Source organism: Nonomuraea sp. NPDC049625 (genome assembly GCF_040675285.1).
GTDB lineage: Bacteria > Actinomycetota > Actinomycetes > Streptosporangiales > Streptosporangiaceae > Nonomuraea > Nonomuraea angiospora_A.
This window is the reverse complement of the sequence record NZ_JBFAOQ010000012.1, coordinates 100,713-127,264: the sequence shown is the minus strand read 5'-3', so window position 1 is coordinate 127,264 and position 26,552 is coordinate 100,713. Positions and strand designations below refer to the sequence as shown.

Below are 26,552 nucleotides of genomic sequence, written 5' to 3'. Positions count from 1 at the left end.
CCCGCACGCCGCCGCAGCTCCCGCACGATCACGGCTCCCCTCCCGCACACCGCCGCAGCTCCCGCACGATCACGACTCGCCTCCCGCACGCCGCCGCAGCTCCTCGATGCCGACGAGATCGTCGGGCAGCGCGTCGGGCACCTCGCGATCGAAGCGCGCCAGCACCCGCACGCGCATCGCGCACACCGCGATCAGCGCGATGGCCAGCCCGAAGACCACGTACATCAGCCCGATCCCGCGCCCCTCCCCCGTCCCGAGCAACGCCCCCGCCGTCGCGGCCAGCGGCCCGTCCGGCGCCATCAGCGGCTCCAGCACCGTCGCTCCGTACGGCGCCACCAGCCCGAACCCGATCGGCAGCGTGGACCAGGCGACGAGCGTGTTGAGCGCGATGACCCGCCCGTGGAACCGCTGCGGCACCTTGACCTGGATGATCGTCGCGTACACGCCGTTGAGCAGCGTCAGGCACAGCGACATCCCGAACGCCCCCGCGGCGATCGCCACGAGATCCGCCCGTACGCCGACGACCACACAGAACCCCGCCAGCGCGAGCGTGAACAGCAGCACCCCGCGCAGCCGCCCCCGGCGCGGCCCGCCCCACACGGCCATCAGCAGCCCGCCGGCCAGCACGCCGATCCCGCCCGCCAGCGACACCCGCCCGACGTCCTGCAGCGTCGCGAACGACAACACCAGCGGCGAGATCATCAGGAACAGCGGCGACAGGAACACGTTCAGGACGGCGAAGAACACCAGCATCCCGCGGAAGCCCCGGTTCCCCCAGGTCAGCCGCCAGCCGCCGGCGATCTCCGCCATGACCGTCTCGCGCCGCCGCCAGGCCATGCTCCGGGGGAACCGGACCGCCAGCACGACCGCGGCCGCGAACACGTACGACAGCACGTCGAGGACGAGGATGCCCTCCAGCCCGATGACCGCCATCAGCCCGACCGCCACCAGCGGCACCGCCACCTGGGCCGTGCCGGTGACGAGCTGCACCACCCCGTTGGCGTGGCCCAGGAAGCGTTTGGGGACGAGTTGCGGGATCGCCGAGGCGTACGCGAACCGCTGGAAGGTCAGCGCGACCGACAGCAGCGCGAGCAGCGGGTAGATGTGCCAGATCTCCAGGTTGCCGGTCCACAGCAGCACCCCGAGGACCAGCTGCACGCCGCCCGCGGTGACGTCGCCGGCGAGCATCACGGCGCGCCGGTCATGCCGGTCCACGATGGCCCCGGCCAGCGGCGCGACCAGCATGCCGGGCAGCAGCCCGAGCACCGCGAACAGCGCGAAGTCCGCCAGCGAGCCGGTGGTCGTGTAGATCCACAGCGGCACGGCGAACTCGGTCAGCGCCGACCCCAGGATCGACACCAGCTGCCCGGCCGCGACCAGCGCGAACCTCCCCATGCCCGGCCGCGCCCGGCGTTCCTCCGAAGGCGCCGGCGAGTCTCCGGATGACACGCCCTCCAGCCACCACGTCGATCGCGGTGTGCGTACCAGCGGCTCGGTCCGGCCCTCGGCGATGGCGCGGTGCGTGCCGGTCACGATGGCCGCCAGCTCCTCCGCCCGATATTTCAGGAAGAAGTGCCCGGCCTCGTCCAGCACGACCAGGGCCGTCAGCTCCGACAGCACGTGCCATTCGCGATAGCGCTCCTGGTAGAACTCCATCGCCGGGTCACGCTCGCCGGCCAGCGCGATCACCGGCGCCCGCAGCGGGGCCGCAGCCTCTTCGAACATGCGGGTGAAGTACCGCTCAGCCTGCCGGGTGCCGCGCCGCCGGTTGCGGACCATGAGGTCGAGCTGGTCGCGTCCGACCTCCTCCACGTCCAGGCCGGCGGAGCGCAGGTCGTTGATCCAGGCCTGGTCGCCGCGGATGCGCTCCATGAGCTCGGTCAGGCCCGAGAGTCGGCCGCGGGGGCGGGCGAAGGGGAAGACACCGCCGAGGTAGACCGCCTCGACCTCGCGGCCGGCGTCCTCCAGCCTGCGGGCGATCTCCGCGGCCAGCATCACGCCGAGGCCGCAGTGGCCGTACAGGGTGACGGGGCCCTCGATGCCGTCGAGGATCTCCTGTACGCACCCGTCGGCGACCTCGTCCAGCGGCCGGGACTCCTCGCCCAGCTCGTGCCCGGGCACCGCGATCGAGTAGAGCGCCCAGTCGGCCGGCAGCGCGTCGGCCAGCGGCTGGTAGATGACCGCGCTGCCGCCTCCGTACGGCGCGCAGACCAACGTCGAGGTGGCCGTCCTGGCGGGGGTGAGCCGGTGCAGCAGGTGGCGCGGGCCGTCGCCGTCCGACTCCAGCAGCGCGGCCAGCTCGCGTACGGTGCGGTGCTTGAACAGGTCGAGCACGGTGACGGTACGCTCCGGCAGCTCCTGCCTGAGCCGGGCCACCACCCGCATGGCCAGCAGGGAGTGTCCGCCGAGCTCGAAGAAGTCGTCCGTGGCGCCGACCTCGGCGGCACCGAGGAGTTCGGCCCACACGGCGGCGACCGTCCGTTCCGCGGCGGATCGCGGTGGCTCGAACCGGCCGGTCGTCTCCGGCGCCGGGTCGGGCAGGGCGGCCCGGTCCACCTTGCCGTGCGACTTCAGCGGCGGCGGCTCGTCCAGCCACACGTACCGGGCGGGGATCATGTAGTCGGGCAGCCGCTCGGCCAGCCACGTCCGCATCTCGGCGGCCTCCGGCCGGGCCTCACCGCACTCGGCGAGGAGGTAGGCCACGAGGAGACCGCCGCGCATGTCGGCGATCGCCGACGTCACGCCGGGATGCCGGCCGAGCACCGACTCGACCTCGGCCAGCTCCACCCGGTAGCCGCGGATCTTCACCTGCAGGTCGCGGCGGCCGAGGAACTCCAGGTTCCCGTCGGGAAGGTGGCGGGCCAGGTCGCCGGTGCGGTACATGCGAGCGCCGGGCGGGCCGTACGGGTCGGGCAGGAACCGTTCCGCGGTCAGGGCGGGGCGGTCGAGATAGCCTCTGGCCAGCCGATCCCCGCCGAGGTACAGCTCCCCCGCGACGCCGATCGGCACCGGCTCCAGCTGCTCGTCCAGCACGTACGCCCGAGCCCCCGGCAGCGGCCTGCCGATGGGCAGCGTGGTGGTCGTGCCGCCGGTGCCCTCGACCGGATAGGTGGTCACGCCGACCGTCGCCTCGGTCGGGCCGTAGTGGTTGACGACCCGGCAGCGTCCGGACGCGGCCAGCTCCTCCGCCCAGTCGCGGGGCGCCGCCTCGCCGCCGAGGATCAGCAGCTTGCGCGGCAGCACGTCGGCCTGCAGCGCGGCCAGATGGGACGGGGTGATCTTGAGGTAGTCGATGCCGGCGTCCCGGACGTACTCGGCCAGCTCGTGCCCCGCCGTGCGCGGCGGGATGATGTGCAGCGTGCCGCCGGTCATCAGGCACGCGTAGAAGACCGTCACCCCGAAGTCGAAGGCCAGCGACTGCAGCAGCCCGTACGAACCGCCGGGTTCGATCCCCAGCCGCTCCCGCAGGCCCGCGAGATAGACCAGCGCCTGCCGGTGCTGGATCGCGACGCCCTTGGGCCTCCCGGTCGTGCCGGAGGTGTAGATGACATAGGCCAGGTCGTCGGGGGTCACGTCAGGAGGGACCGGCGCCTCGTCACCGTCGGGCTCGTCGAGGCCCACCGTGAGCAGGCCGTCGGGCAACCGCTCCCTGGAGGACGAATCGGTCACCGCGATCCGTACCCCGGCGTCCTGCACCACGTACGCCAGCCGCTCGGGCGGATGCTCCGGATCCAGCGGCAGGTACGCGGCCCCCGCCTTGAGCACGCCGAGCACGGCCACGGCCAGTCCGGCCGACTGCTCCAGGCACAGCGCCACCCGTTCCCCGGGCCCGGCGCCGAGGGCCCGCAGCCGCCGGGCCAGCCGGTCGGCGCGGGTGCCGAGCTCGCCGTACGTGAGCGAGGTCTCCCCCGCGACCACCGCGACCGCCGCGGGATCCTGCCCGGCGACGACCTCGTGCAGCAGCCCGATCCCGGCGAGCGGCGCCGGCTCGGCGGCCCCGAGGGCGAGCACGCGCCGCCGCTCGTCCGGGCCGAGCAGCGGCAACCGGGAGATCGGCAGGCCGGGGTCGGCGACCGCCGCCCGCAGGAGCGTCTCCAGGCATCCCGCCAGCCGCCGCGCCGTGTCCTCCCGGAACAGCGCGGTGCTGTACGTGAGCTGCCCGTGCAGCCCGCCGCCACCCTCGAAGAGGTAGAGCGCCAGGTCGAAGCGGCTGGCCACGGTCGGGATCGGGTACGGCTCCGCGCCCAGCCCGGAGGTGTCCAGGGTCCGGCCGCGGTAGTTCTGCAGCGCGAACATGGTCTGGTAGACCGGCGTGCGGCTGACGTCCCGCTCCACGGCCAGCTCGGTGACGAGCCGGTCGAACGGCAGCGCCTGATGCGCGAAGGCGTCCACGGTGGAGTCGCGGACCCGGCCGAGCAGTTCGCCGAAGGTCGGGTCGCCGCGCAGGTCGGCCCGGAGGGCCAGGGTGTTGATGAACGGCCCGACAACCGTCTCCAGCTCGGGCAGCTCCCGCCCGGACACCGGCGACCCCACCGCGAAGTCGTCCTGCCCGGCGAACCGGCCGAGCAGCACCTGGAAGGCGGCGAGCAGCGTCATGTACGGCGTGGCCCGGTGCGCCTTGCCCAGCTCCGCGATCGACGCGGTGAGGGCGGGGTCCACGACGACGTCCACGGCGGCGCCGTCCCAGCGCTGCTCGGCGGGCCGGGGCAGGTCGGTCGGCAGCTCCAGGGCGGGCACCCCGTCCAGGTTGGACACCCAGTAGCGCACGTCGTCGTCGAAGGTCCGGCCGCGCTGCCAGTGCGCGTAGTCGCCGAACTGCAGCGGCACCGGCGCCGGTTCCCGGCCCGCGTGCAGCGCCAGCAGCTCCTGGAACAGGATGTCGCACGACCAGCCGTCGGTGATCGCGTGGTGCATGGTGAGCAGCAGCACGTGCTCGCCGGGGGCCGAGCGCACCAGCAGGGCGCGCAGCAGCGGCGGGCGGGCCAGGTCGAACGGCCGGACCAGTTCCCGGTCGATCTCGCCGGGGTCGTCGGTGACGCGGAACTCCACGACCGGCTCCTCGGCGACCACCGCCTCCGGGCGGCCGTCCGGGGTGGTGACCAGGCTGGTACGCAGGCTCTCGTGCCGCCGGGTGAGCTCTGTCAGGGCTCCGGCCAGGGCGTTCTCGTCGAGGTCGCCGGTGAGCCGGACCGCGAACGGCACGGTGTAGGCGGCCGTGCCTGGGGCGTACTGCTCAAGGAACCACAATCGCTCCTGCATGGCCGACGGCGGCGGCGCGGTGCCGGGGTCACGGCGGGGAACACTGACCTTGGTGCCGCGCGCCCGAAGGCGACGCTCCAGCAGGGCCTGCTTGGCCGGTGAAAGGGAGCTCCTGGTCACGCGTCTTTCTCCTCGGAACACGCGGTGGTGCACGTACACGTACGGAGGTCCGCGGCGATGACGCGGATGTGCTGCAGCCGGAACGGCGAAGCCTGATGAGGCCGTGGGAACGCTCCCACGAGGGAGGCTAGGTTTCGGCTCCTTCGAGGTCAAGGGCTAGATCCGCATTTCCGGATGCCCACCGTGGTCTAACAAGAACAATTCGCGATGTGCGCAGGTCGCACCCCTGTTTCCGTTAGCTCTGTCTTTCGGGTCCTTGACAGTTCGGAAACATCTTCGTCATATATCTGGGAGCGCTCCCACAGCGTGTCATCATCTCTGACCTGCGCCTGCAAGGAAGCCGAGCGCCTCCGCCCTTTGACCGCGCGTCAAAGGCGAGATCCTGCCGTGAACCCCTTGCCCAGAATGAGGTTCTGGAAGCAGGGTTGGGCCCATGATTATCGAGTACGCCGAGCGCGTGTGGCGCGGCGAATCGGACGACAGCGTCGTGGACGCGGGCCTGCAGGGCAAGGGTGTTCAGCCGATCGCCGACGGTGTCGGCTGGTGGCCGGGGTTCGGCAATGTGACCGCGTTCGAGACCGAGGGCGAGCTGGTGCTGTTCGACACGAGCAGCGCGTTCTCGGCGGCGAAATTGCACGAGGACGTACGGGCCTGGACACGGGCGCCATTGACCACGGCGTTCTACTCGCACGGGCACGTCGACCATGTCTTCGGGACGGGGCCGTTCGAGGAATCGGGGCCTCGAGCCGCGATTTATGCCCATAAAGCAGTTGTTGACCGGTTCGAGCGTTATGTGTTGACAAATGGCTATAACTCGGTGATCAACCAGCGGCAGTTCCAGGCCGCCGGGCTCCACTGGCCCACCGACTACCGGCGTCCGGACGTGACCTACACCGACGCGCTGACCGTGCGGCGCGGCGGGCTCACGTTCGACCTCGTGCACGCCAAGGGCGAGACCGACGACGGGACCATCGGCTACGTGCGTGAGCACAAGCTGCTGTTGCCCGGTGACCTGTTCCTCTGGGTGACGCCCAATTGCGGCAACCCGCAGAAGGCGCAGCGCTATCCCCGGGAATGGGTGCACGCGTTGCACCGGATGGCCGCCATGGACGCCGAGATCATGCTCCCCGGCCACGGCGCCCCCATCTTCGGCCGCGACCGCATCCGGCAGGCGTTGCTGGAAACGGCCGAATGGCTGGAGTCGCTCATCACGCAGACCCTGGAACTGCTCAACGCGGGCGCCCGGCTCGACGAGATCGTCCACTCCGTGAAGGCGCCGGAGCATCTCGCCGACCGGCCCTATCTGCGGGCGCGTTACGACGAGCCGGAATTCGTCGTACGCAATCTGTGGCGCCTTTACGGCGGCTGGTACGACGGCAATCCGGCCCACCTGAAGCCCGCTCCCGAGGCGGTGCTGGCGAAATCGGTCGCGGAACTGGCGGGCGGGGCGCAGGCCCTCGCGGACGCGGCGCTCAAGGCCCTTTCCGAAGGCGATGAGCGGCTGGCCGGGCATCTGGCGGAAATGGCCGCCCTGGCGGCTCCGGACGACGCGGGAGTGCATCGCGTACGCGCGGAGGTCTTTTCCACCAGGGCGGCCGGCGAACTGTCCCTCATGGCGAAGGGCATTTTCGCCTGGGCCGCCGCCGAGTCCCGGAAACGCTCGTAACGGCCGGCCTCCACTCCGGCGTCGGCGGGCGTTTCCTGGCGGTGGCGGACATGGTCACGTCCCATCGCCCGGCCGTCGATCCCGTCGTCACAGCCGTCGATCCCGTCGTCACGGCCGAGAAACCCACGGTTCCCACATCCGCGCCCCACCCGGCGCGACCGCTGGGCGGCCCGGCGCCAAATCGGCCCACCGCAGCCAGCGGCCCATCGCCGCAGCGGCGGGACGCAGGGACCGGGCCGATGGGGCTGCGCGGCGGCGCACGGGCGTGGGCGGCGCGCGGGCGACCTCGCCGCGTCGATCCCCATCGCCCGAGGCATGCCGGGCCGCCGGCGCGGGGTCAGGCGCGCTCGAAGGGGAGCACTTCCGTCAGGTGGAGGATCAAGGCCCCAGGGTTCCTGGTCTGCGTCATGATCCTGCCCGGCCCGGTGAACTCGAAGACCAGACCTTCGCCCGACTTGAGCGATTGGACCGTCTTCCCTTCGACCGCCCGGCGCAGATTGCTCTTGACCGTCTCGTCGTAGGCGACCAGATGCCCCGAGTCGACCACGACCTGCTGCCCGGCCGCCAGGTCGATCACGTCCATCGCGCCGTAGCAGCCGAGCACGACGACGCCGTCGCCCTGCGCCTTGATGAGGAAGCCGCCCTCGCTGCCGATGAGGTTGGACATGCCACCCCACTTGGTGGCGATCTCCACGCCGTCGCTGGACGCGATCCACGATCCCCTGGTCAGCAGGAGCGCGCTGTCGCTTCGTACCTCGGCGGCCTGGACATCGCCGGGCAGGTGATGCGCCACGTCCACCCAGCCGCCGCCTTCCGGAGCGGTGTAGCGCGTGGTGAACAGCGACTCGCCGCCCAGCGCCGAACGCGCCAGCCCACGCAGCAGACCACCCTCCACCTTGGCCCGGAGCTGGACCCCCGCGCTCGTCGCGTACATCGCGCCCGCCTCGACGCGCAGGGTCTCCCCGCCGTCCAGGTGGCAGCGCGCGACCGCGAACGAACCAGGGTGACGGATCTCGGTCTTCATGTACCCCTCCATCCCGATCATCTTGTCCGGAGCGACTCTGCTGTACGGCCGTACACGATTCGTAGACAACACGTAAACGCCCCAGACGCTGCGAGAACGCCACCCGGGCGTTCCCGCTCGGCCCACGTGGAAGGAAGAGATCCGCGAGCACATCGGGGCACGGCCTGTTCCCGCCGCGGTCGACCCCGTGGGCGGCACGCCGGCCGGAGACCTCCTGCGGTTGCTCTCGCCCGGCGGAACCTGATCACCTATGGCGTCTCTCGCCTCGCCTGAGGGAGTCCCGGCATGGCGGCCGGTCGGGCGGGCCTCCTGGTCGAAGCGTGCCGCAGATCTACCAACCGCTGTCAGCGGACGACCTCGATGTTGGCCATCATGCCGCGGTCCTCGTGGTTGAGGATGTGGCAGTGCAGCGGGTACTTCCCGACGAAATCCCTGAACCTCGTCCTCATCACCACTTCGCCGCGCGCGGGGAGCTGCACCGTGTCCTGCCAGTTACGGGCGTCGTACGGCCTGCCATTCACGCTGATCAGCTGGAAGTCGTTGACGTGCACGTGGAAGGTGTGCTCCTCGTCGGCGAGGTTGCGCACCCGCCACTCCTCGGTGGTGTTCAGCCTCGCCCGCACGTCGATCCGGTTCGGATCGAACGACTTGCCGTTGATGAAGAACCGGTCGGCGCGGGTGTTCTCCGAGAACGTGACGACCCGCCTCTGGGCGATGGGATCCTTCCTCAGGTCGTCGAAGTACCGGGCGGCGAACGTCGTGGGCAGGCGTGCGGGCGTCACGGCGCGCCCCGCGGACACCAGGGTGGCCAGGGTCGCCTCAGGGTAGGAGTCGCCGTCCTTGCCGGTGCTGTAGGGCCGGGTCACCAGGCGGGTACGGCCGGCCGGCGGCCCTTGCACGAGCACGTCCCACCGGCTGCCGGGAGGCATGAGCAGCGTGTCGGTGCTCCAGACCCTGGCAACGGGGTTGGCGTCCTGGGCGATGACGTGGAAGCGCACGCCCTGGAGCTGGACGTTGTAGGCGATGTCGGCGCCGATGTTGGCCAGCCGCCACATCTGCGTCTCGCCGGGCCGGATGTGGATGATCGGGTTGATGAGCCCGTTCACGGTCCGGGTGGTCGGGGCGTTGCTGTCGATGTTCGCCGTTGGTATGGCGCCCGCGCGCACCTGGAAGTCCTTGAGCGCGATGAGCAGTTCGGCCGTGTCATGGAGGTCGGACGGCAGGTACCGGTTCAGCCCTTCGATCACGATCGCGCCCGACAGTCCGGCGAACACCTGCCCCTCCGAGAGCGGGTGCGCGTGGGAGTGGTACCAGTACGTGCCCGGTGCCAGGTCCTCGGGCAGCCGGTAGGTGTAGCGGTAGGTCTGGCCCGGCCTGATGTGCAGGTAGATGTTGTCGGAGCTGTCCTTCGGTGAGACGTGCCAGCCGTGCGTGTGCAGGTTGGTGTGCTCGCCCAGCCGGTTCACCAACTCCAGGTCGACCCGGTCGCCGGGAAACAGGCGCAGGGTCGGCGGCATGAAGTCGCCGTTGTAGGTCAACGCGCGGACGTCTTGGCCCGCGAGCCGTACCACGCGTTGCTCCACGACCAGCCGCACGTGCAGGTGGCCGTTGTGGCTCGACAATTCGCGCGGCTGGCGGAAGGCCGGCTGCGCCTGCGCGGTCGGGGTGGCCGGACTCGCCGGGCCGGCAGGACCGCCTGGGGCGGCCTCCATTGTGGCGGTGGTGCCGCAGCCGGTCGCCATCAGCAGGGCCGGTCCCAGCAAGAGGACGGCTCTGGACAGGGACATGGCGCTCCTTGTGACGACGAGGTCGGCTACGTGGATGCCCGGTGTCGGCTCGCCCACGCGGGAGCTGGCCCGCATTTTCACAAAGATTGGCCGTTGGAGCGGCTGTTCTGCGAGGCGCGCGGACCAGGCGGCGGCGGAATGTCAGGCGAAGTGCCGGATGGTCGCAGGGTTGGCGGCCTCGTACGGGTGCCACTGCTCTGCGGCGGGCCGGCCGGAGGCCATGAAGGCCGCTACCGCGTGAGAGAACGTGTGGCCGAGCGAGCGGGCCGCGACGGTGGCCTCGCCGAGCATGGGACTGTCGGGGTAGGCGTCGATGGTGTCGAAGAAGAAGGGGAGTTCCACGCAGTGCGCGGCGCCCAGGTGTGCGGGGTCCTGAGCCGGGGCGTAGTCGAACTGGTAGACGTAGGTGGGGTTGCCGGCCGCAGCGTGGTGATCGGCGATGGCGAGGGCCCCGTCGCGGAAAATGATCTCGGTCTCGACCTCGGTGAAGACGTCGCTCGGTGTCGCGTGCGGAAGCCGGGCGGCGGCGCGGTCGAACCGCTCGGCGCCGCCGTCGATCTGGCCGGCCACGATCGAGCTCGCCTGGGCGGCGGTGACGGCCTGGATGCGCGGGTCGAACGCGAAGAACGCCGCCATCTCGTTCCTGGTGGTCCCCGTCAGCAGCTGCTTGCCGTCGAGGCGTCCGTAGGCCAGCGCCTGTTCCCACGCCTCGGGCATCCCAAAGGCGCCGAGGACGGGGTACATCGGCGGAGCGACGCTGCCCGGGCGGAAGATGTCCTGGGCGAGCTGCCGGTAGGCGGCGAGGAGCTGCTCGGCTGGGACAGCGCGCAGGGTGGTGATGTGATCCGGGCCCCGCTCCAGGTTGAGGATCTTGAGGAAGCGTCGGGCATGGTCGGCCGCCTCTCCGGGGTCTTGCGGGGGGAGCCCCCAGGGGCCGCTCTGGGTGATGACCCGCTTGATCGGCGGGCCGGTGACCGGTGAGAGGGCGAGGTAGAGGGCGGAGAAGGCGCCGGCGGACTGGCCGCCGACAGTGAGGTTGCCGGGATCTCCCCCGAAGGCGGTGATGTTGCGCTTCACCCAGGTGAGGACGGCGGCCTGGTCCTGCACGCCGAGGTTCTCGATGCCGAGTTCCGGGAGGTAGAGGTAGCCGAGGGGGCCGACGCGGTAGTTGGCGGTGACGACGATGATGTCGCCGGCGGCGGCCAGGTTCCGGCCGTCGTACCAGTCCCAGCCACCGGATCCGCTGGTGAATCCGCCGCCGTGGAACCACACCAGGACCGGGAGGGCGTGCGGGGCGGGTCCGCCGACCGGCAGGCGGGGGGTCCACACGTTGAGGGTGAGGGAGCCGTCCTCGTTCCAGTCGGGGGTGCGGTGTCCCATGACCGCTTCGAGACGGGAGGGGGCCTGGGGGACGGACGGGCCGGGGCAGGCGGCATCCCACCGGCCCGACCAGTCGGGGTGCTGCTCGGGAGCGGCGAAGCGCCGGTCCCCCAGTGGGGAAGCCGCGTAGGGGATGCCGCGGAACGCGGCGACGCCGTCCTCGACGGTGCCCTGCACGCTCCCCGACTCGGTGTCCACGACGGGGCGTTCCCTCACGATCATTGATGTCACCTTCCTTGCCGGAGTGGTACGCCTCCGTTCTACGGTCGTTCGGCGGAAAAGAGCGAGCACACCGCTCCTGCACGACGGCACGCTGCGGCCCACAGCGATCCGCAATCCCGCTCTCTTTCCTCGGCTCATCCCCATGGTGTTGCGGATCCGGTGCCGGCCCAGCCGCTTTCAGGCGATCGCCGCGGGACTGGCGCGGCGTGCCGACACGGTGTGGGTCGACATTCTCGGCGGCGGTGACGAGATCAGCAGCGTGCTCTTTCTCGACGGGCCCCAGGCCCGGACCTCGCTGCTGCTGCGGAACCTGCCCGCCACGGCCGCCGTCCATTCGTGGGACGCCTACTGGGCATCGGCAGCGAGGCGCTGCTGTGGATCGCCACCGGTCCGGGCAGCCTGGAGGCGACCGGGCAAGAGTTGAGCCGGCATCCGCAGGTGCGGTTCACCGCGGCCACGACCGGGGCGGCGAACCTCCTGGTGGCCGTCGCGGCCGACGATCTGGACGGGCTGTACGCCTTCCTCACCGAGACTGTCGGATCGCTTGACGATGTCCGCGGGCTGGAGGTGACCCCGATCCTGAGCTCACTGAAACGGACCGGCCTCCTTCGCCGATCCGAGATCTGAGTTCATCAACCTGTCGCCGCTCACGACCCCCGCGCGTCATGACGTATCGTTCGCCAGACCTCCTCGCCGCCGCCCGAAGGAGCACGTCAGGTCCCGCGGTCACGGATCGGCCCACGTTCTCGTTCCATTGCTCCCGTCGGAGATACGCGCGGCTCCAGCACGTCATCCGGTACGTCACCGCGCCCGGCCGGAACCCTGATCAAGGTGGACCAGGTGCTCTCAGCGCCGTTGACTACCGCCGCGGCCCTTTGCCGAGTTACCCCGGGGGGTATATTGGGCGCGGAGGTGGTCCGGGTGGAGATGGACGCGACCGTTCTGAGGGATGCGCTGACGCGGCTGAAGCGGGCCCACGGCCAGCTCGGCGGGGTGATCGCGATGATCGAGAACGCCGAGGACTGCGAGAAGGTGCTGACGCAGCTGGCGGCGGTGTCGAAGGCGTTGGACCGGGCCGGATTCAAGATTATCTCGACCGGGTTGCAGCAGTGCCAGGTGGCGCGCGAGCAGGGCGAGGAGCCACCGATCAGCGTTGAGCGGCTGGAGAAGCTGTTCCTCGCTCTTTCGTGACCGTGTGATCGGGTGAGCCGGGGCACCCATATGTTCTCTTGATACCCCCGGGGGTATTTGACGATCGAAAGGAGACAAGGAGATGACGATCCAGGTCGAGGTGATCGAGACCTCTTCCCTGGGGGACCGCAGTTATCTGGTCCATGACGGGCGCGTCGCGGTGGTGGTCGATCCGCAGCGCGACATCGACCGCGTCCTCGCCCTGGCCGGTCGCCTGGGGGTGCGGATCATCCACGTGGTGGAGACCCATCTGCACAACGACTACGTCTCCGGCGGTCTGGCGCTGGCACGGGTGAGCGGGGCGGCGTACCTGGTGGGCGGGGCCGAGGAAGTCGGCTTCGACCGCGTGCCGGTGTACGACGGAGATCGGATCGCCGTCTCCGAGCGGATGTGGCTGGAGGCGGTGACCACGCCGGGACACACCTTCCACCACCTGTCCTACGTGCTGGCCGGTCCGGGTGGGCCGGAGGGGGTGTTCACCGGAGGATCGCTGTTGTTCGGCGGCACCGGGCGTACCGACCTGCTGGGCGCCGAGCATGCCCGCACCCTGGCCCGCCACCAGCACGCCTCCGCGCGGCGGCTGTCCGGCCTGCTGCCCGACGGCGCGCGGCTCTGGCCGACGCACGGGTTCGGCAGCTTCTGCGCGGTCACGCAGTCCGGCGCGTCCGCCTCGACCATCGGCCGGGAGAAGGACGTCAACCCGGTGCTGCGGATGGAGGCCGACGACTTCGTCACCCACATCCTGGAAGGCCTGGACGCCTACCCCGCCTATTACGCCCACATGGGCGCGCGCAACGCCGCCGGAGCGGAGCCGATCGACCTGACCCCGGCGCGGCCGGCCGACAGCGCTGAGCTGCTGGCTCGCCTGCGGGCTGGCGAATGGGTGGTGGATCTGCGCTCACGCAAGGCGTTCGCGGACCGGCACCTGGCCGGCACGCTCAGCTTCGGCCTGGACGGGCCGATGGCGACCTGGCTGGGCTGGCTGGCCCCGTGGGGCACGCCCCTCACGCTGCTCGGCGAGTCGGCCGAACAGGTCGCCGCCGCCCAGCGCGAGCTGGCCCGCATCGGCATAGACCGCCCGGCCGCCGCCTCGACCGGCACCGTCGAACAGTGGGCCGGACACGACCCGGGCCTGATCGCCGAGCTGGCCACCGCGACCTTCGCCGACCTGGCCACCGCCCGCGCGGGAGAACGGGCCACCGCCCGTGCGGGAGAACGGGCCACCGCCCGTGCGGGCGAAGAGACCGCCGCTCGTACGGGTGAACAGACCCCCGCTCGTGCGGGCGAACCGGCCGGTGGCCCGACCGTCCTGGACGTGCGGATGGGCAACGAATGGCGGGCCGGTCACGTGGCCGGCGCCGTGCACATCCCACTGCCCGAACTGCCGGAGCGCCTGGCCGAGGTGCCGGAGGGAACGGTGTGGGTGCACTGCGGCACCGGCTACCGGGCCGCGGCGGCCGCGAGCCTGCTGGCCCGCGGCGGCCGCCAGGTGGTCCACATCGACGACGCCTACTCCCGGGCCGCCGACGCCGGCCTGCCCATCACCACCCCCGACGAGGCCCCCTCTTGACCACCCTCGGCCCCGGCGACACCAGGACGCCTGCCGCGATCCGGCGACGCACCGGGATCCGGTGACCCGCCAGGATCCCGTGACCCGCCGGGGCCGATCGACGTGCGGACCCCCGGAGAGTTGGAGCCCGCCCACCTGCCCGGCTCCCGCGTGCCCGACGGCGCCGCGGACGTCAAACGATGGCTGGAGTCACGATTACCCATAGAACGGCGTTTGGTCACAATGGCAACGCATGAATGGCCTGCCCCACCCGTGCCGAGATCATAAAAAGGCCCGGAAGCGACTCCCCCGATTCTTTGCCAAGCACCAGAATCCCTACAGGCACGGCATTTCAGCGCCGCCCGGTCGCCGACACCCGCGAATCGGATTTGCACTACTTGCACCATCTATGGATATATGTCTATCTTTTGCCTAGTTGCGGCACGGATGTGGCGCTCTTTCGCCGCATCGTTGCCGCTTCGTTGACCGGACCGCGCGCTGCCCGAAGAAGCCCTTCGGGGACAGCGTCCGGCCGCCGAATCCGCGCCTCGCGGAACCGGGGACCCACGTTCTTGGGGTGAATCGGACGCCAGCCCAGGCTGCGCCAGGTAGGGCACTTCCAGGCCCGAACCCGTCAGCTAACCCGGTAGGCGGTATGGAAGCAAGGAGTCAATGCCTCATGTCCAAGCCCCGGCTTGCCACAATCGCCTACATCCTCAAGAATCACCGCGATCTCCTCACCAAATACCTCAGCTTCGCCGTCGCCGTCGCGATCCTCGCCGCAACCGCCGCCATCACCACCTTCGCATTCGCATCGCCCACCGAGCAGAGCCCGGTGCAGGCGACTCGTCATGGAGCCGGAGCCCTCATCTACGGCCTGGACATCTCCAATTACGAGCCCCTGTACGACTGGAATGCCAGCCCGGCCAAGTTCGGCATCATCAAAGCCACAGAAGGCACGTCCTTCCGCGACGCCTCATTCGCCAGGCACTGGCGCGAGCTGGGCAAGAAGGGCATCGTGCGCGGGGCGTACCACTATGGCCATCCCCGCAACAATCCCATCGCGGAGGCCGAGCACTTCCTGTCCGTGGTGAACTCGCAGCCCGCCAAGGCCGGCGACCTGCTGGTCCTTGACCTGGAGACCGCGAACGGCAGATCCGTCGCCGAGGTCAACGCCTGGGCCAAGACGTGGCTGTCGTACGTGAAGGACAAGACGGGGATCACCCCGATGTTCTACAGCGGCTGGAACTTCGCCAACAAGTACGGCAAGGGCCTGTCCGAGTACCCGCTGTGGGTCGCCCACTACAGCAAGGCCAAGGGGGCCATCACCCCGCCTGCCGACTGGAAGTCCTGGGCCATCCACCAGTACTCCGAGGTCCCTGTCGACCAGAACGTCTCCGCGCTGACCGCCGACCAGTTGCGCGGCCTGGGCCGTCCCACGGCCTGAGCCCACACGGCGGGTCCGCACCGCGATCGGGTGGACGCCGCCCCGCGTGCTCCTCTCGGCCCGGAGGAGCTCGCGGTGGACGCCGGTCACGGATGGCACCGGTGAAGGCCGCCTCGGACAACGGCTCAGCGGACCCCGGCAGTCTTGCCCAATGCAAATCTTGCACAATGCCATGAACACTCCCGCACCCTCCCGCGTATCCCTCAGTGACCGGCGCCACTCACGAAGGCCGCGTCCAAGGGACCGGAAGGGGATGACGGCGTATGCGACTCCTCGACAGCCGTCGCGCTCTCATCAGTTGCGGCATTGCCGCCCTCTGCACTCTGACTGCCTGCGCCGGCTACACGCCGACGCCCGTCTCTGACACCGCCGGCCTGAGCACCGAGCCGACCGCCGGCCTCAGCACCGAGCCGACCGCCGTCGAGACCGGACCGACCGACGCGCCCACCGTCCAACCCGTGGAGGACGAGCCGGAGGCCCGCACCCGGCAGACCAAGTGGGGACCGCTGTCCGAGGCCGACCAGGAGCTCATCAAGAAGGTCCGGCTCGCCAGCCTGTGGGAGATGCCCATGGCCCAGGACGCGATACAGCGCGCCAACAGCGCCCGCGTCCGCCAGGTCAGCAAGGAGATCGCGGCTCAGCACGACATGCTCGACGGGCAGGTTCGCGACGTGGCCGCCAAGCTGAAGGTCAAGCTGCCGGTGAAGCCCACGCCTCAGCAGCAGGACTGGATGACGGATATTTCCGGCAGGTCCGGATCCGCCTATGACAAGACGTACGTCAAATGGCTGCGCCTGGCGCACGGACAGATCTTCACCCTGATCGGCACGGTACGCGGCACCACGCAGAACACCCTGGTCCGGCGCTTCTCCGAACAGGCCAACGCCGCGGTGCTCAACCACCAGCGCCTCCTGGAGAGCACCGGCCTGACCACACCCGAGAGCTTCCCCACCCCGTCCATCTGACGACCGGGGACGGAGCCCGCACGGCTTCCGGCCGCCGCGAAGTGCCGGCATTGGTCGGCGGCTCAGCGCCGCGTGAGCGATTCAGACAGCGGACCAGCCCAGCGGGTTCGGCACGTTCAGGGGTGGCTCGCCGCCCGCCTCGTTGAAGGCGTTCATGGCCGAGATGAGCGCCCGGCGCTGCCTGGCCGACATCCGCGCCACGATCGCGCCGATCTCCTCCCTGCGGCGCGCGGTCACCTCGTCCACGATGCGGCGTCCCTCGTCCGTCAGCCGCATCAGGCTCTCGCGCCGGTTGTGCGGATTGACCTCCCGTACGATCAACCCGGCGGCCACCAGCCGATCGGCCATCCGCATCGCCGTGGAGGAGTTGACGCCCAGCAGCTCCGCCATCGTGACCAGCTTGGTCTCACCATGGCCGGCCAGCACCACCAGCATCCTGAACTGCGGCAACGTGACCCTGTCCCCGACCGCCCCCAATGACCTCACCGCGACCGCCACCAACAGCCGCGACCCGGTCAGCACCGCCGTGACGACAGCCGAAAGATCCTCTCCCTGCGCCTGGAGGTCATCGTCTTCCTTCATAGGCACTGTTGTATATGCGCGGGACGAATCACGGGCACGAGATCCCCATCGTCCGCCCCACCCCGTCGATTCCATGGGTCCAGGTGGGCCACCCTCGTTGCGGTCGTCAGCCTGTCACGCAGAGATACTGGAGGCATGGATCCGAACGCTGAGCTGGGGAATTTCCTCCGCTCCCGCCGGGCCCGCCTGCGGCCCGAGGGGGGTGTGGCCCTCGGCGGGTGCCGGGGCGCTCGGCCCGCCGCCGTCCCGAACCTCCGCAGCGGGTACGGCCGGAGGCCCACCGCATGCTGGAGGTCCTCAACGACGTCTCACCGGCTCTCATCCTCAACCACCGGCGCGACGTCCTGGCGGCCAACCAGCTGGCTCGTCGCCGACATCGACGGCGCCGCCGACGTCGTCGCCTTGACGATCGCGGAGTTCCTCCCCCGGCAGGTGATGCACCTGCGGCAGATCCTGAGCGGCTTCCCGCTGCTGTCCGCGACGCCGGCGGACTGACCGCCGAAGCGGCGGCCGTCAGTTCTCGACGCCCGTGGCCGCGTGGGACGTCCCGACCGGCTTGGACTCGGGCGAGCCCCGCTGCCGTAGATAGATCGACAGCACCACCATCGACAGCACGGCCAGGAGCTCCGACTGCCAGTTCTGCAGGCTCCGGCTCCAGAACTCCGGCGAGGTGACGTACGCTCCCCACCCAACGGGATCACGCAGGTCGGCCAGCCGCTCGCTGTTGTAGGCGGCCAGTCCCGCCACCGACTGCGCCAGCCACGACAACGCGAAGATCGCCCCCATGACCAGCGCCAGCGAGTTGCCGAACAGCTCCAGTCGCAATCCTCCGGTCCTGGCCCAGGCCGGGGAGCGGTCGTGGGCATACCGCCCGACCTGCTGCTCCTCGTCCGATTCCGGCCCTGCCTGATCGACCTTCTTCGACTCGGGCGACCCCTTCTGGACCAGCCAGACGGTGAGCACGATGAACAGGAAGAACTGCAGATACTCCGACTGCCAGTTCTCCGCCACATCGACCGCGAACGTCGAGGAGGTCACGTACTGCAGGATCGAGACCGGCTCGCCACCCTGGGCCAGCTCCTGGTCGTTGTAGTCCAGCATCCCCGCCACGGCCTGTCCGGCGATCGCGAGCACGAAGAGGATCAGGAACGCCAGCGCCAGCGAGTTCTCCTTGAGCCATCTCACGGCAAAATCCTCATGGGGCGCCCGCTACCCGAAGGTCACGTGGGCATGCGGCCCGATGGTGAATAGCTCCGGAAGGGCGGGGTAGCGAAACGCGGTCTCATGATGCGCAGCCCGGGGAAGGCAGTCCGATGAAAGGCCACGATGCAGCGGTACGGCGGGCGGCGCCGGAAAGCCCGGCCGAGCTGAGCAAGCGCTCGTGGTGGGGGATCCTCAAGCGCACGGCCAGGGAGTTCCGGGACGACCAGCTCACCGACTGGGCCGCCGCCCTCACCTACTACGCGGTCCTGTCCATCTTCCCCGCGCTGCTCGCGGCGGTTTCCCTGCTGGGCGTGTTCGGCCGGTCGGCGACCGGGCCGCTCGCCGACAACCTGGCGGCCATGGCGCCCGGCCCCGCGCGGGAGATCATCGACCACGTGCTCCAGGCCCTGCAGAGCAGCCCGCGGGCCGCGAGCATCGCCACGGTCATCGGTGTCGCCGTCGCCTTATGGTCGGCGTCCGGCTATGTGGGGGCGTTCATGCGTGCCGCCAATGTGATGTACGAAATGCCGGAAGGCCGGCCGATCTGGAAGATCCTCCCCCTGCGCCTCGCCATCACCACCGTCCTGGTGATCCTGATGGCCGTCGGGGCGGTCGTGGTGACGTTCACCGGAGAGCTCGCCGGCCAGGCGGGCCGGCTGATCGGGATCGGCCAGGGCGCGCTGACCGTGTGGAGCGTCGCCAAGTGGCCGGCCCTGGTGGTCATCGTGACGCTGGTGCTGGCGCTGCTGTACTGGGCCGCCCCCAACGTCGTACAGCCCGGATTCCGCTGGATCACGCCGGGCAGCATCCTGGCGGTCGCGGTGTGGATCGCCGCCTCCGCCGCCTTCGGCTTCTACGTCACCAACTTCGGCTCCTACAGCAAGACCTACGCGGCGCTGGCCGGCGTCGTCGTCTTCCTGATCTGGTTGTGGATCACCAACGTGGCCGTCCTGCTCGGTGTGGAATTCGACGCCGAACTCGCCCGCGGCCGCGCCATCGCGTCCGGCCGGCCACCCGAACGGGAGCCCTACGCGGAGCCGCGCGACGCCCCGGAGGGACATCGGTGACATCCGACCGCAGGGCGGGGTCGCGTCTATGGTGCGGCGGCCGGCCGGCCGAGCGGTTGCAGCAGCAGGTTGACGGCTGCGCGGCCGGCTTCGAGCGCGGCTTTGAGGGGCTTGCCGTCGCGGGTGAGGCGGCCGATGGCCGGGGAGTCAGGTGCGGGCCGCACGGACAGCACCGCGGGATCGGGCGCGGCCTGACCGTCGGCGGGTAGACGGGTTGTCGGGGGCACGGGCCGGTCGTACCGGGCGAGCAGCGTGTCGTCGTGCAGCAAGCGGTGGTCGCGCGCGAAGAAACTCCGGTGCAGTGCCTCCGGATAGCTCCGCAGAACGGTCGCGGCGATCAGGCGCGTCCCGTAGGACGGTCGCGCGGCCGGTGTTCCGGTCGCGGCCGAAGGCGCGGGACGGGACCGCAGCACGAGGACGTGGCTGGCTCCCTGCGCCAGGGCGGTGCGGTACGGGATGGACTCGGCGAGTCCCGCGTCGTAGAAGAGCCGCCCGGCCAGCTCGACCGGCGGCCCGGCGAGGAACGGCAGCGCGGCACTGGCCCGCAGGGCCAGCCGCAGCTCGACGGGACCGGTCAGGTGGGGGCGCAGATCGGTGGATTGCCCGGTCTGTACGTCGGTGGCCAGCGGGTGGTACTCGATGGGGTTGGTCAGGACCGCGTCGAAGTCCATCCGGGTCACTTCGCAGTACAGGTGCTCGACCAGGTTTCGCACGTCGACCATCGGACGGCCGCGCAGGAGGTTGGACGGGCGGATCATCGCTCGCGCGTAGACGGGCTCGGCCCAACCGGTCAGGTTCTCGGGGGTTCCGCTCAGCAGCCAGGCCCCGGTGATGGCCCCGGCCGATGCCCCATAGACCGCGTCGAAGGCGTGCGCCGCTCCGGCCTCGTGCAGGGCCAGGGCCATGCCGGCGGAGACCGTGCCGCGCATGCCGCCGCCCTCGATGGCCAGGGCCACCCGGTGGCCGTCCTGGCGGGCGCCGGGACGGCTGCCGCTACGGACCCGGTCGGCTATGACGCGCAGCACTTCGTGTTCGCCGGTCTCGGGTGGCATATGTCCTTCTTTGTGTTGTGTGGCTAGTCACGGTCGCCGGACAGGTACGAGCGGGCCCGGGCCCAGACGCCAGGGTCGGGTTGCGTGGTCGTCCATGCGGTGGACCTGAGCTTTCCCCGGCCGCGGTAGCGCCGCACGATGGCGACGTGGTCCGGCCAGGCGACGAACTTGCGCAGGGCCTGCTCATCCTGCCAGATCGACACCGAGCCGCACCTGCCCTCCAGCGGCTCCGTCCACAGCCACATGCCGACCGCGCCGGGCAGGTCGGGCCACGCGCGGCGCAGGGTGAGCCCGGCGTGGTAGACGCCGGGCAGGTCGATCAGCCGGCTGATCCGGAAGTCGGTGACGCTGACCAGCACCGAGCCGGCGGCGCCGGCCGCCGGTCCGGGAGTCCATCGGGATCTCAGCATGCCACTGCTCCAGTCATTTCTTTGTACGAACGTTCGTGCCGAGAATAGGAACATACCGAAGACGACGTCAAGCCGCTATCCTGGGCCGAACGTTCGTACGCAGAAGAGGTGAAGATGGCGGGACGGCCGCGGGACGAGCGGGCCCGCAACGTGATCCTGCGCCGGGCGGCGGACATCGCCTCGCAGGACGGGCTGGAGGGGCTGTCGATCGGCCGGCTGGCCACGGAGCTCGGCGTGAGCAAGAGCGGCCTGTTCGGTTACTTCGGTTCCAAGGAGGAGCTACAGCTCGCCACGATCCGCACCGCGATGAGCGTGTACGTCGACGAGGTCGTCCAGCCCGCGCTGACCGTGCCGCCGGGCCTGGGCAGGGTGCGGCGGCTGTGCGAAAGCTGGTTGAGCTACTCGCAGCGGCGGGTCTTCCCCGGCGGCTGCTTCTTCTTCGCCGTCACCGCGGAGTTCGACGCCCGCCCGGGCCGGGTGCGGGATGCCGTCGCCGCGGCCGGCCTCGACTGGATCCGCTTCGTGACGCGTACCGTCGACGACGCCCGCCAGCTCGGCGAGCTCGCCGACGACACGGACGCCGACCAGCTCGCGTTCGAGCTGATCGCTTTCATGGAGAACGCCAACGCCGTCTCCTTGCTGCACGACGACCCGAACGCCTACGAGCGCGCCAGGACCGCCATCCGCAACCACGTGAACACCTACACCTGACGACGGGCCGGGCACTCGAATCGCCTCAGCCGGAGAGATCCAAAGGGGTCAGGTCGATCTCGGGCACCCACACCTCAGGGTCGGACGGGACGGGAAGCGGTCGCAACTGCCGCAGGAGCGCCCGCAGCAGCGGCCGGGGATTACGCCGGTGCCAGACGACCGACCAGGGCATCAGCGGCGTCGGCTCGACGATCGGGATGCGGCGCAGGCCGCTCCCTGCCGGGTCGATGCTCATCTCGCCCAGGCCCACCGCGCTCTTCTCCACCAGGAACTGCTCCACGAGATGCCGCTGCCCGATGGCCGGGGCGTTGAAGCGCAACGGCACGCCGAACCGGTCGGCCAGCCGCACGAGATAACCGCGCCATTCCGCCGCGCCCGCCGGGTCGGGCATCGCGATGCCCGCCTCGCGCAGGTCAGTCGGCCGCAGCACGTCCCTGGCGGCCAGGCGGTGGTCCTCGGGCACGAACGCGTGCAGCGGCTCCAGACGCACGAGCCGGTACGCCAGCTCGGCGGGCCAGGGTGCCGGCGTGTCGTGCACGCGCCCGAACGCGGCGTCGAGCTCCAGCCGCCGCAGGGCCGGCAACGCCACGGACAACCCCTGCCGCATGCTCAGCTCGATCCGTACGCGAGAGTCGCGCTCGCTCGCCTGACGTACCATCCGCAGCGGCGTGAACCGCTCGTCGTACACGTCCACCCGCAAAGGCTCGTTGCCCGGGCGGACCGCCTGGATCGCCCGGTCGAACGCGGAGACCGCCTCACGTGCGCGGGGCAGCAGCCGCTCCCCCGCCTCGGTCAGCTCCACAGCACGAGTCGTCCGCTCGAACAGCGGCACCGTCAGCGCCTCTTCCAATCGGCGAATCCGCTTCGACAGCGCCTGCTGGCTGATGAACAGCAGCGCGCCGGCCCGGCCGAAATGCAGCTCCTCCGCGGTGACCACGAACGCGCGCAGGCCCTCGATGTCCGCCTCCACGCCTCGAGGGTGGATTGAAAACCGTTGGTTGTCAATCGGCCGCAGAGAGCTGTTGGACACCACCGGCCGCCTGCGAGTTTGCTGGTCTCTCCACCGAAGGGGGCACGAGATGAAGATCGTGGAAATCCGTCCGGAGTTGCACCTGATCCTGCTGGAGTTCGGCCAGGCGTACCTTTGGAACGACGCGGGCGCGCTCACGCTGGTCGACACCGGTGTCGCCACCTCCGGCACGGACATCGCGGCCGCGATCGAGCAACTGGGCCACCGCAGGAGCGACGTCAGGCAGGTCGTGCTCACCCATTTCCACGAGGACCACTGCGGCGGGGCCGCCGAGATCAGCGGGTGGGGAGACGTCACCGTGCTGGCCCACCGGCTGGAGGCGCCGATCATCCGCGGTGACAAGCCCGCTCCTCCGCCCCGCTTCACCGACGAGGAGCGCGTCCTGCACCGCGACCTCGGGGCCCATCTGCTGCCCGCCGCGCCCGCGTGCCGCGTGGATCGCGAGCTGGAGGACGGCGACACGATCGATTTCGGCGGTGGCGCACGGGTGATCCACACTCCCGGCCACACCGACGGCAGCATCGCGGTTCACCTGCCGCGCTCTGGGGTGCTCTTCACCGGGGACACGGTCGCGCACGTCAACGGACAGGTCATGCCCGGAGTGTTCAATCTGGACCGCTCAGAGCTGCTCCGTTCCTTCCGCAGGCTCGCGGAGATCGACGCGCGGCTGGCCTGCGTCGGTCATGGCGAACCGCTCCCCGACGCCCGCACGGCCCTCAGCGCGGTCGCGGCGACCCTGCCCGCCTGATCACCATTCGGCGAAGGAACCGTCCGGGTGCCGCCAGACCGGGTTGCGCCAGCGGTGCCCGCGCTCGGCCGCGCGCTCCACGGCCGCCGCGTCGACCTCGATGCCCAGGCCCGGTACGGCGGTGCGTTCGGCGAAACCTCCGGCGAACCGCAACGGGGTGCGGTCGACCAGGTAGTCGAGCACGTCGTTGCCCTGGTTGTAGTGGATGCCCACGCTCTGCTCCTGGATCAGGAAGTTCGGGATCGCGAACGCCAGTTGCAGGCTCGCCGCCAGCGCGATCGGGCCGAGCGGGCAGTGCGGGGCCATCGTGACGTCGTACGCCTCGGCCATGGCGGCGATGCGGCGCACCTCCGAGATGCCGCCGGCGTGGCTGACGTCCGGCTGGGCCACCGCGATGCCGTCGCGCAGCACCTCGCGGAAGTCCCAGCGGGAGTAGAGGCGCTCGCCGGTGGCCAGCGGGATCGAGGTCGACCGGGCCAGGGCGGCCAGGTTGGGGGTGTGCTCGGGGAGCACCGCCTCCTCGACGAACAGCGGGAGGAGCGGCTCGATGAGCGGCAGCACCCGCCGGGCCATCGCCGTCGACATGCGCCCGTGGAAGTCGATGACGACGTCGTTCTCCTCGCCGACGGCCTCGCGGACCACCGTCACCCGTTCGACGATCTCGCGGATGCGGGCCGGGGTGTCGATGGGGGCCAGCGCGGCCGAGCCGTTCATCTTGACGGCGGTGAAGCCCGCCTCGATCTGCGCTCGGGCCTCGGCGGCGACGTCGGCGGGGCGGTCGCCGCCGATCCACGCGTACATGCGGACCCGGTCGCGGACCGGGCCGCCGAGCAGGGCGTGCACGGGCAGCCCGGCGGCCTTGCCGGCGATGTCCCAGAGGGCCTGGTCGATGCCGGCGACTGCGCTGGACAGCACCGGGCCGCCCCGGTAGAAGCCGCCCTTGGTCAGGACCTGCCAGTGGTCCTCGATGCGCAGGGGGTCCTCACCGACGAGATATTCGCTCAGCTCCGCGACGGCGGCCCGGACGGTCTCGGCGCGGCCCTCGACGACCGGCTCGCCCCAGCCCGTGATGCCTTCGTCGGTACGGACGCGCAGGAACAACCAGCGGGGCGGGACGAGGAAGGTGTCCATGGACACGATCTTCATGGGGGTCCGTTCTAGGAGGAGGTGGTGGAGATGCTCCAGCCGCCGTCGACCTTGAGGCAGGCGCCGGTGATGAAGGAGGCCTCGGCCGAGGCGAGGAAGGCGACCGCGGCGGCCACCTCTTCGGGGCGGCCGAACCGGCCCGCGGGGGTCTCGGTGATCGTCGCGGCCCGGCCCTGCTCGCCGATGCCGTCCCAGGCCGCGGTCATGATCGGCCCGGGGACGACGACGTTGACCCGCACGTCGGGGGCGTACTCGACGGCGAGCTGGCCGGCCAGTGACTGCAGGCCGCCCTTGGCCGCGGCGTAGGGGCCGCAGCCGGGGATGCCGGTCTGAGCGTGTACGGAGGAGGTGATGACGATCGCGCCCCGGTTCTCGGCCAGGAGGGGGCAGAAGACGTGGGCGGCCAGGTAGGCGGCCTTGAGCGAGACCGCGATCTGCCGGTCCCAGTCGTCCTCGGGCAGCTCGTGGACGGGGGCCGACGGCACGACCCGGCCGGGGCCGTTGACGTGCAGGACGTCCAGGCGGCCGTACCGGTCGGTGACGAGGTCGCGGGCGGCGGCCCAGGCGGTCGCGGAGGCGACGTCGCCGTGCAGGTACTGGCCGCCGATCTCGGCGGCGAGCTCGGCCCCCGCGTCGTCGGCCACGTCCATGACGACGACGGAGGCGCCCCGCTGGGCCAGCAGCCGGGCGGTCGCCGCGCCGATCCCCGCCGCGGCGGCGGTGACCAGGGCGACCTTCCCTGCGAAACGGATCATCGTGCGGCTCCCGTGAACAGTGTGTTGGCCTCTTCCTGGAGGGCGCGGTCCTGCCACATCGGGTGATGGGGCGCGGCGTTGGAGCACACCACGGTGCCCCACGCGCCGACCCTGGCCGCGTGGGCGACGGCCTCCAGGCAGATCGCGCGGCCGACCGGACCTTCCTCGAAGGTCCCGTGGAGAGGGGTGTACCCGATCCAGCCCTCGCCGAGCACGAGCGGCACCTCCGCCTGGGCGGCCCAGTCGGCGGCGGCGTCGATCCAGATGCGCAGCCGTTCGGACATGCCGTAGCGGTAGGTCGAGTAGCGGTCGTACAACCACTGGTCGAACCGGACCGGGTCGCACCAGTCGTGGACGTAGACCTCCCGGGCGGGCACCACCGTCGCCGCGCGCCGCCACTCCTGGTCGGGGCCCCACTCCTCCAGCGGCGGGGCGTCCGGCCGCAGCAGCTCCCGGTAGACCCGCTCCTGCGGGAACGGCCGCGCGGCGTCCCGCAGGGCGAAGGTGTCGATCAGCTCGTCGAGCACGCCGTAGACATAGGGGTGGAACACCCCGACGTCGGCGTTGCGCGGCAGGCCGCGCATCTCGCCGACCGGCACCCGGGCGTAGTTGGCGGTGACCGGCTCGGGGCGGCGGGCCTTGAAGGCGTCGATCGCCGCCTCCAGGTAGGGCCGCAGCCCGAGCACCTTCGGCTGATCCGGCTCGACCACCTCGTTGAGCCAGGTCGACTGGATCTCGTTGTGCAGCTCGACGAACGCGATCCGGTCGGCCAGGCCGTGCGCGTCGAGGAAGTCCACCAGGTCGGCCAGCGCCGTGGCCAGCGCCGACGCCCGGTCGGCGGGCGGTACGGCACGCAGCGCCTCGTACCAGGAGGGATCGTCCAGGAAGACCGAGCTCTGCTGGAACTCCCAGCTGGAGACGATCACGTGGCAGTCGTGCCGCCGGGCCGCCTCGAACAGGGCCAGCAGGTGGTGGCGCCCGTCGAGCGTGGTGCGCTCGCGGACGTCGTACCAGCGGGTGCGCCCGCCGTAGCCGCCGAAGGGGCTGAAGGTCAGCGCCGTGGTGTCCAGGCCGGAGCCGAACAGCAGGTACGGCATCGCGCAGATCCGCACCGTGTTGTACCCGCGCGCCACGGCCTCGGCGAAGGCCGCGTCCAGGTCGGCGAACGGCTCGCCGGGCCCGGTGCGCGTGTACCAGGTGAAGTCCCAGAGGGTGATGGTCAGGCGGGAAGGGGTCAC

Annotated in this window: 22 protein-coding genes and 1 riboswitch; of the genes, 10 read left to right on the top strand and 12 right to left on the bottom strand. The window is 70.8% G+C overall.

The genetic code is table 11. The features are described 5' to 3' along the window. Positions 1-69 precede the first annotated feature (69 nt). Positions 70-5,379: an amino acid adenylation domain-containing protein gene (locus tag AB0J87_RS41140; protein WP_363975226.1), complete on the bottom strand. Its 5,310-nt coding sequence runs from the start codon at positions 5,377-5,379 to the stop codon at positions 70-72. A gap of 457 nt (positions 5,380-5,836) precedes the next feature. On the opposite strand from AB0J87_RS41140, the gene AB0J87_RS41135 reads away from it, so the two are divergent. Next, positions 5,837-7,045, top strand: a complete 1,209-nt coding sequence (locus AB0J87_RS41135) for an alkyl sulfatase dimerization domain-containing protein (protein WP_363975223.1) — start codon at positions 5,837-5,839, stop codon at positions 7,043-7,045. 337 nt (positions 7,046-7,382) lie between these two features. Here AB0J87_RS41135 and AB0J87_RS41130 read toward each other — a convergent pair whose 3' ends face one another. The 3 genes from AB0J87_RS41130 to AB0J87_RS41120 form a co-directional block, all read right to left on the bottom strand. Next, complete coding sequence (locus AB0J87_RS41130) at positions 7,383-8,069, bottom strand: TIGR00266 family protein (protein ID WP_363975220.1); 687 nt, start codon at positions 8,067-8,069, stop codon at positions 7,383-7,385. 344 nt (positions 8,070-8,413) lie between these two features. Further along, positions 8,414-9,856 (bottom strand): multicopper oxidase family protein, encoded by a 1,443-nt coding sequence (locus AB0J87_RS41125; protein ID WP_363975217.1) that lies wholly within the window; start codon positions 9,854-9,856, stop codon positions 8,414-8,416. Positions 9,857-9,997: 141 nt separating this feature from the next. Continuing rightward, on the bottom strand, positions 9,998-11,458 hold the full coding sequence (locus tag AB0J87_RS41120; protein WP_363975214.1) for a carboxylesterase family protein: 1,461 nt from the start codon (positions 11,456-11,458) through the stop codon (positions 9,998-10,000). 336 nt (positions 11,459-11,794) lie between these two features. Between AB0J87_RS41120 and AB0J87_RS41115 the strand changes: the two genes are divergently transcribed. From AB0J87_RS41115 to AB0J87_RS41095, 5 genes are all read left to right on the top strand, one after another. After that, on the top strand, positions 11,795-12,085 hold the full coding sequence (locus AB0J87_RS41115; protein WP_363975212.1) for an Lrp/AsnC ligand binding domain-containing protein: 291 nt from the start codon (positions 11,795-11,797) through the stop codon (positions 12,083-12,085). A 294-nt stretch (positions 12,086-12,379) separates the two neighbouring features. Continuing rightward, complete coding sequence (locus tag AB0J87_RS41110; RefSeq protein WP_350735590.1) at positions 12,380-12,649, top strand: metal-sensitive transcriptional regulator; 270 nt, start codon at positions 12,380-12,382, stop codon at positions 12,647-12,649. A gap of 82 nt (positions 12,650-12,731) precedes the next feature. Continuing rightward, positions 12,732-14,219 carry an MBL fold metallo-hydrolase gene (locus tag AB0J87_RS41105; protein ID WP_363975208.1) on the top strand — a complete coding sequence of 496 codons (1,488 nt, stop codon included), beginning with the start codon at positions 12,732-12,734 and terminating at the stop codon, positions 14,217-14,219. A gap of 502 nt (positions 14,220-14,721) precedes the next feature. Further along, positions 14,722-14,866, top strand: a riboswitch (cyclic di-AMP (ydaO/yuaA leader). Between the two features lie 11 nt (positions 14,867-14,877). Continuing rightward, positions 14,878-15,645, top strand: a complete 768-nt coding sequence (locus AB0J87_RS41100; protein WP_363975205.1) for a GH25 family lysozyme — start codon at positions 14,878-14,880, stop codon at positions 15,643-15,645. Positions 15,646-15,908: 263 nt separating this feature from the next. Next, positions 15,909-16,610, top strand: a complete 702-nt coding sequence (locus tag AB0J87_RS41095) for a DUF4142 domain-containing protein (RefSeq protein ID WP_363975202.1) — start codon at positions 15,909-15,911, stop codon at positions 16,608-16,610. 81 nt (positions 16,611-16,691) lie between these two features. Here AB0J87_RS41095 and AB0J87_RS41090 read toward each other — a convergent pair whose 3' ends face one another. After that, positions 16,692-17,192: a MarR family transcriptional regulator gene (locus tag AB0J87_RS41090; protein WP_355199847.1), complete on the bottom strand. Its 501-nt coding sequence runs from the start codon at positions 17,190-17,192 to the stop codon at positions 16,692-16,694. 135 nt (positions 17,193-17,327) lie between these two features. On the opposite strand from AB0J87_RS41090, the gene AB0J87_RS41085 reads away from it, so the two are divergent. Beyond that, entirely contained in the window at positions 17,328-17,687 is a 360-nt protein-coding gene (locus tag AB0J87_RS41085; protein WP_363975198.1) for a hypothetical protein, read from the top strand. A gap of 18 nt (positions 17,688-17,705) precedes the next feature. Here AB0J87_RS41085 and AB0J87_RS41080 read toward each other — a convergent pair whose 3' ends face one another. After that, the gene (locus tag AB0J87_RS41080; protein WP_363975195.1) at positions 17,706-18,377 is read right to left on the bottom strand and encodes a DUF6766 family protein; all 672 of its coding nucleotides are present in this window, start codon (positions 18,375-18,377) and stop codon (positions 17,706-17,708) included. Positions 18,378-18,505: 128 nt separating this feature from the next. Between AB0J87_RS41080 and AB0J87_RS41075 the strand changes: the two genes are divergently transcribed. Next, on the top strand, positions 18,506-19,462 hold the full coding sequence (locus AB0J87_RS41075; protein WP_363975192.1) for a YihY/virulence factor BrkB family protein: 957 nt from the start codon (positions 18,506-18,508) through the stop codon (positions 19,460-19,462). Positions 19,463-19,488: 26 nt separating this feature from the next. Here the strand turns inward: AB0J87_RS41075 and AB0J87_RS41070 are convergent, their stop codons facing one another. Further along, on the bottom strand, positions 19,489-20,514 hold the full coding sequence (locus AB0J87_RS41070; RefSeq protein WP_363975189.1) for a patatin-like phospholipase family protein: 1,026 nt from the start codon (positions 20,512-20,514) through the stop codon (positions 19,489-19,491). Positions 20,515-20,537: 23 nt separating this feature from the next. Next, entirely contained in the window at positions 20,538-20,924 is a 387-nt protein-coding gene (locus AB0J87_RS41065) for a hypothetical protein (protein ID WP_363975186.1), read from the bottom strand. Positions 20,925-21,038: 114 nt separating this feature from the next. On the opposite strand from AB0J87_RS41065, the gene AB0J87_RS41060 reads away from it, so the two are divergent. Then, complete coding sequence (locus AB0J87_RS41060; protein ID WP_363975183.1) at positions 21,039-21,635, top strand: TetR/AcrR family transcriptional regulator; 597 nt, start codon at positions 21,039-21,041, stop codon at positions 21,633-21,635. A 25-nt stretch (positions 21,636-21,660) separates the two neighbouring features. Here the strand turns inward: AB0J87_RS41060 and AB0J87_RS41055 are convergent, their stop codons facing one another. After that, positions 21,661-22,605, bottom strand: a complete 945-nt coding sequence (locus tag AB0J87_RS41055; protein ID WP_363975180.1) for a LysR family transcriptional regulator — start codon at positions 22,603-22,605, stop codon at positions 21,661-21,663. Between the two features lie 109 nt (positions 22,606-22,714). On the opposite strand from AB0J87_RS41055, the gene AB0J87_RS41050 reads away from it, so the two are divergent. After that, positions 22,715-23,413: an MBL fold metallo-hydrolase gene (locus AB0J87_RS41050; RefSeq protein WP_363975177.1), complete on the top strand. Its 699-nt coding sequence runs from the start codon at positions 22,715-22,717 to the stop codon at positions 23,411-23,413. Here AB0J87_RS41050 and dgoD read toward each other — a convergent pair whose 3' ends face one another. Genes dgoD through AB0J87_RS41035 form a run of 3 tightly spaced genes read right to left on the bottom strand, consistent with a single transcriptional unit; the run spans position 23,414 to position 26,552 of the window. Then, entirely contained in the window at positions 23,414-24,559 is a 1,146-nt protein-coding gene (gene dgoD / locus AB0J87_RS41045) for a galactonate dehydratase (RefSeq protein ID WP_363975174.1), read from the bottom strand. Positions 24,560-24,570: 11 nt separating this feature from the next. Beyond that, entirely contained in the window at positions 24,571-25,314 is a 744-nt protein-coding gene (locus tag AB0J87_RS41040; RefSeq protein ID WP_363975171.1) for an SDR family oxidoreductase, read from the bottom strand. Further along, positions 25,311-26,552, bottom strand: coding sequence for a cellulase-like family protein (locus tag AB0J87_RS41035; protein ID WP_363975168.1), 1,242 nt, complete (start codon positions 26,550-26,552; stop codon positions 25,311-25,313). Before AB0J87_RS41035 ends, AB0J87_RS41040 begins: the two co-directional genes overlap by 4 nt.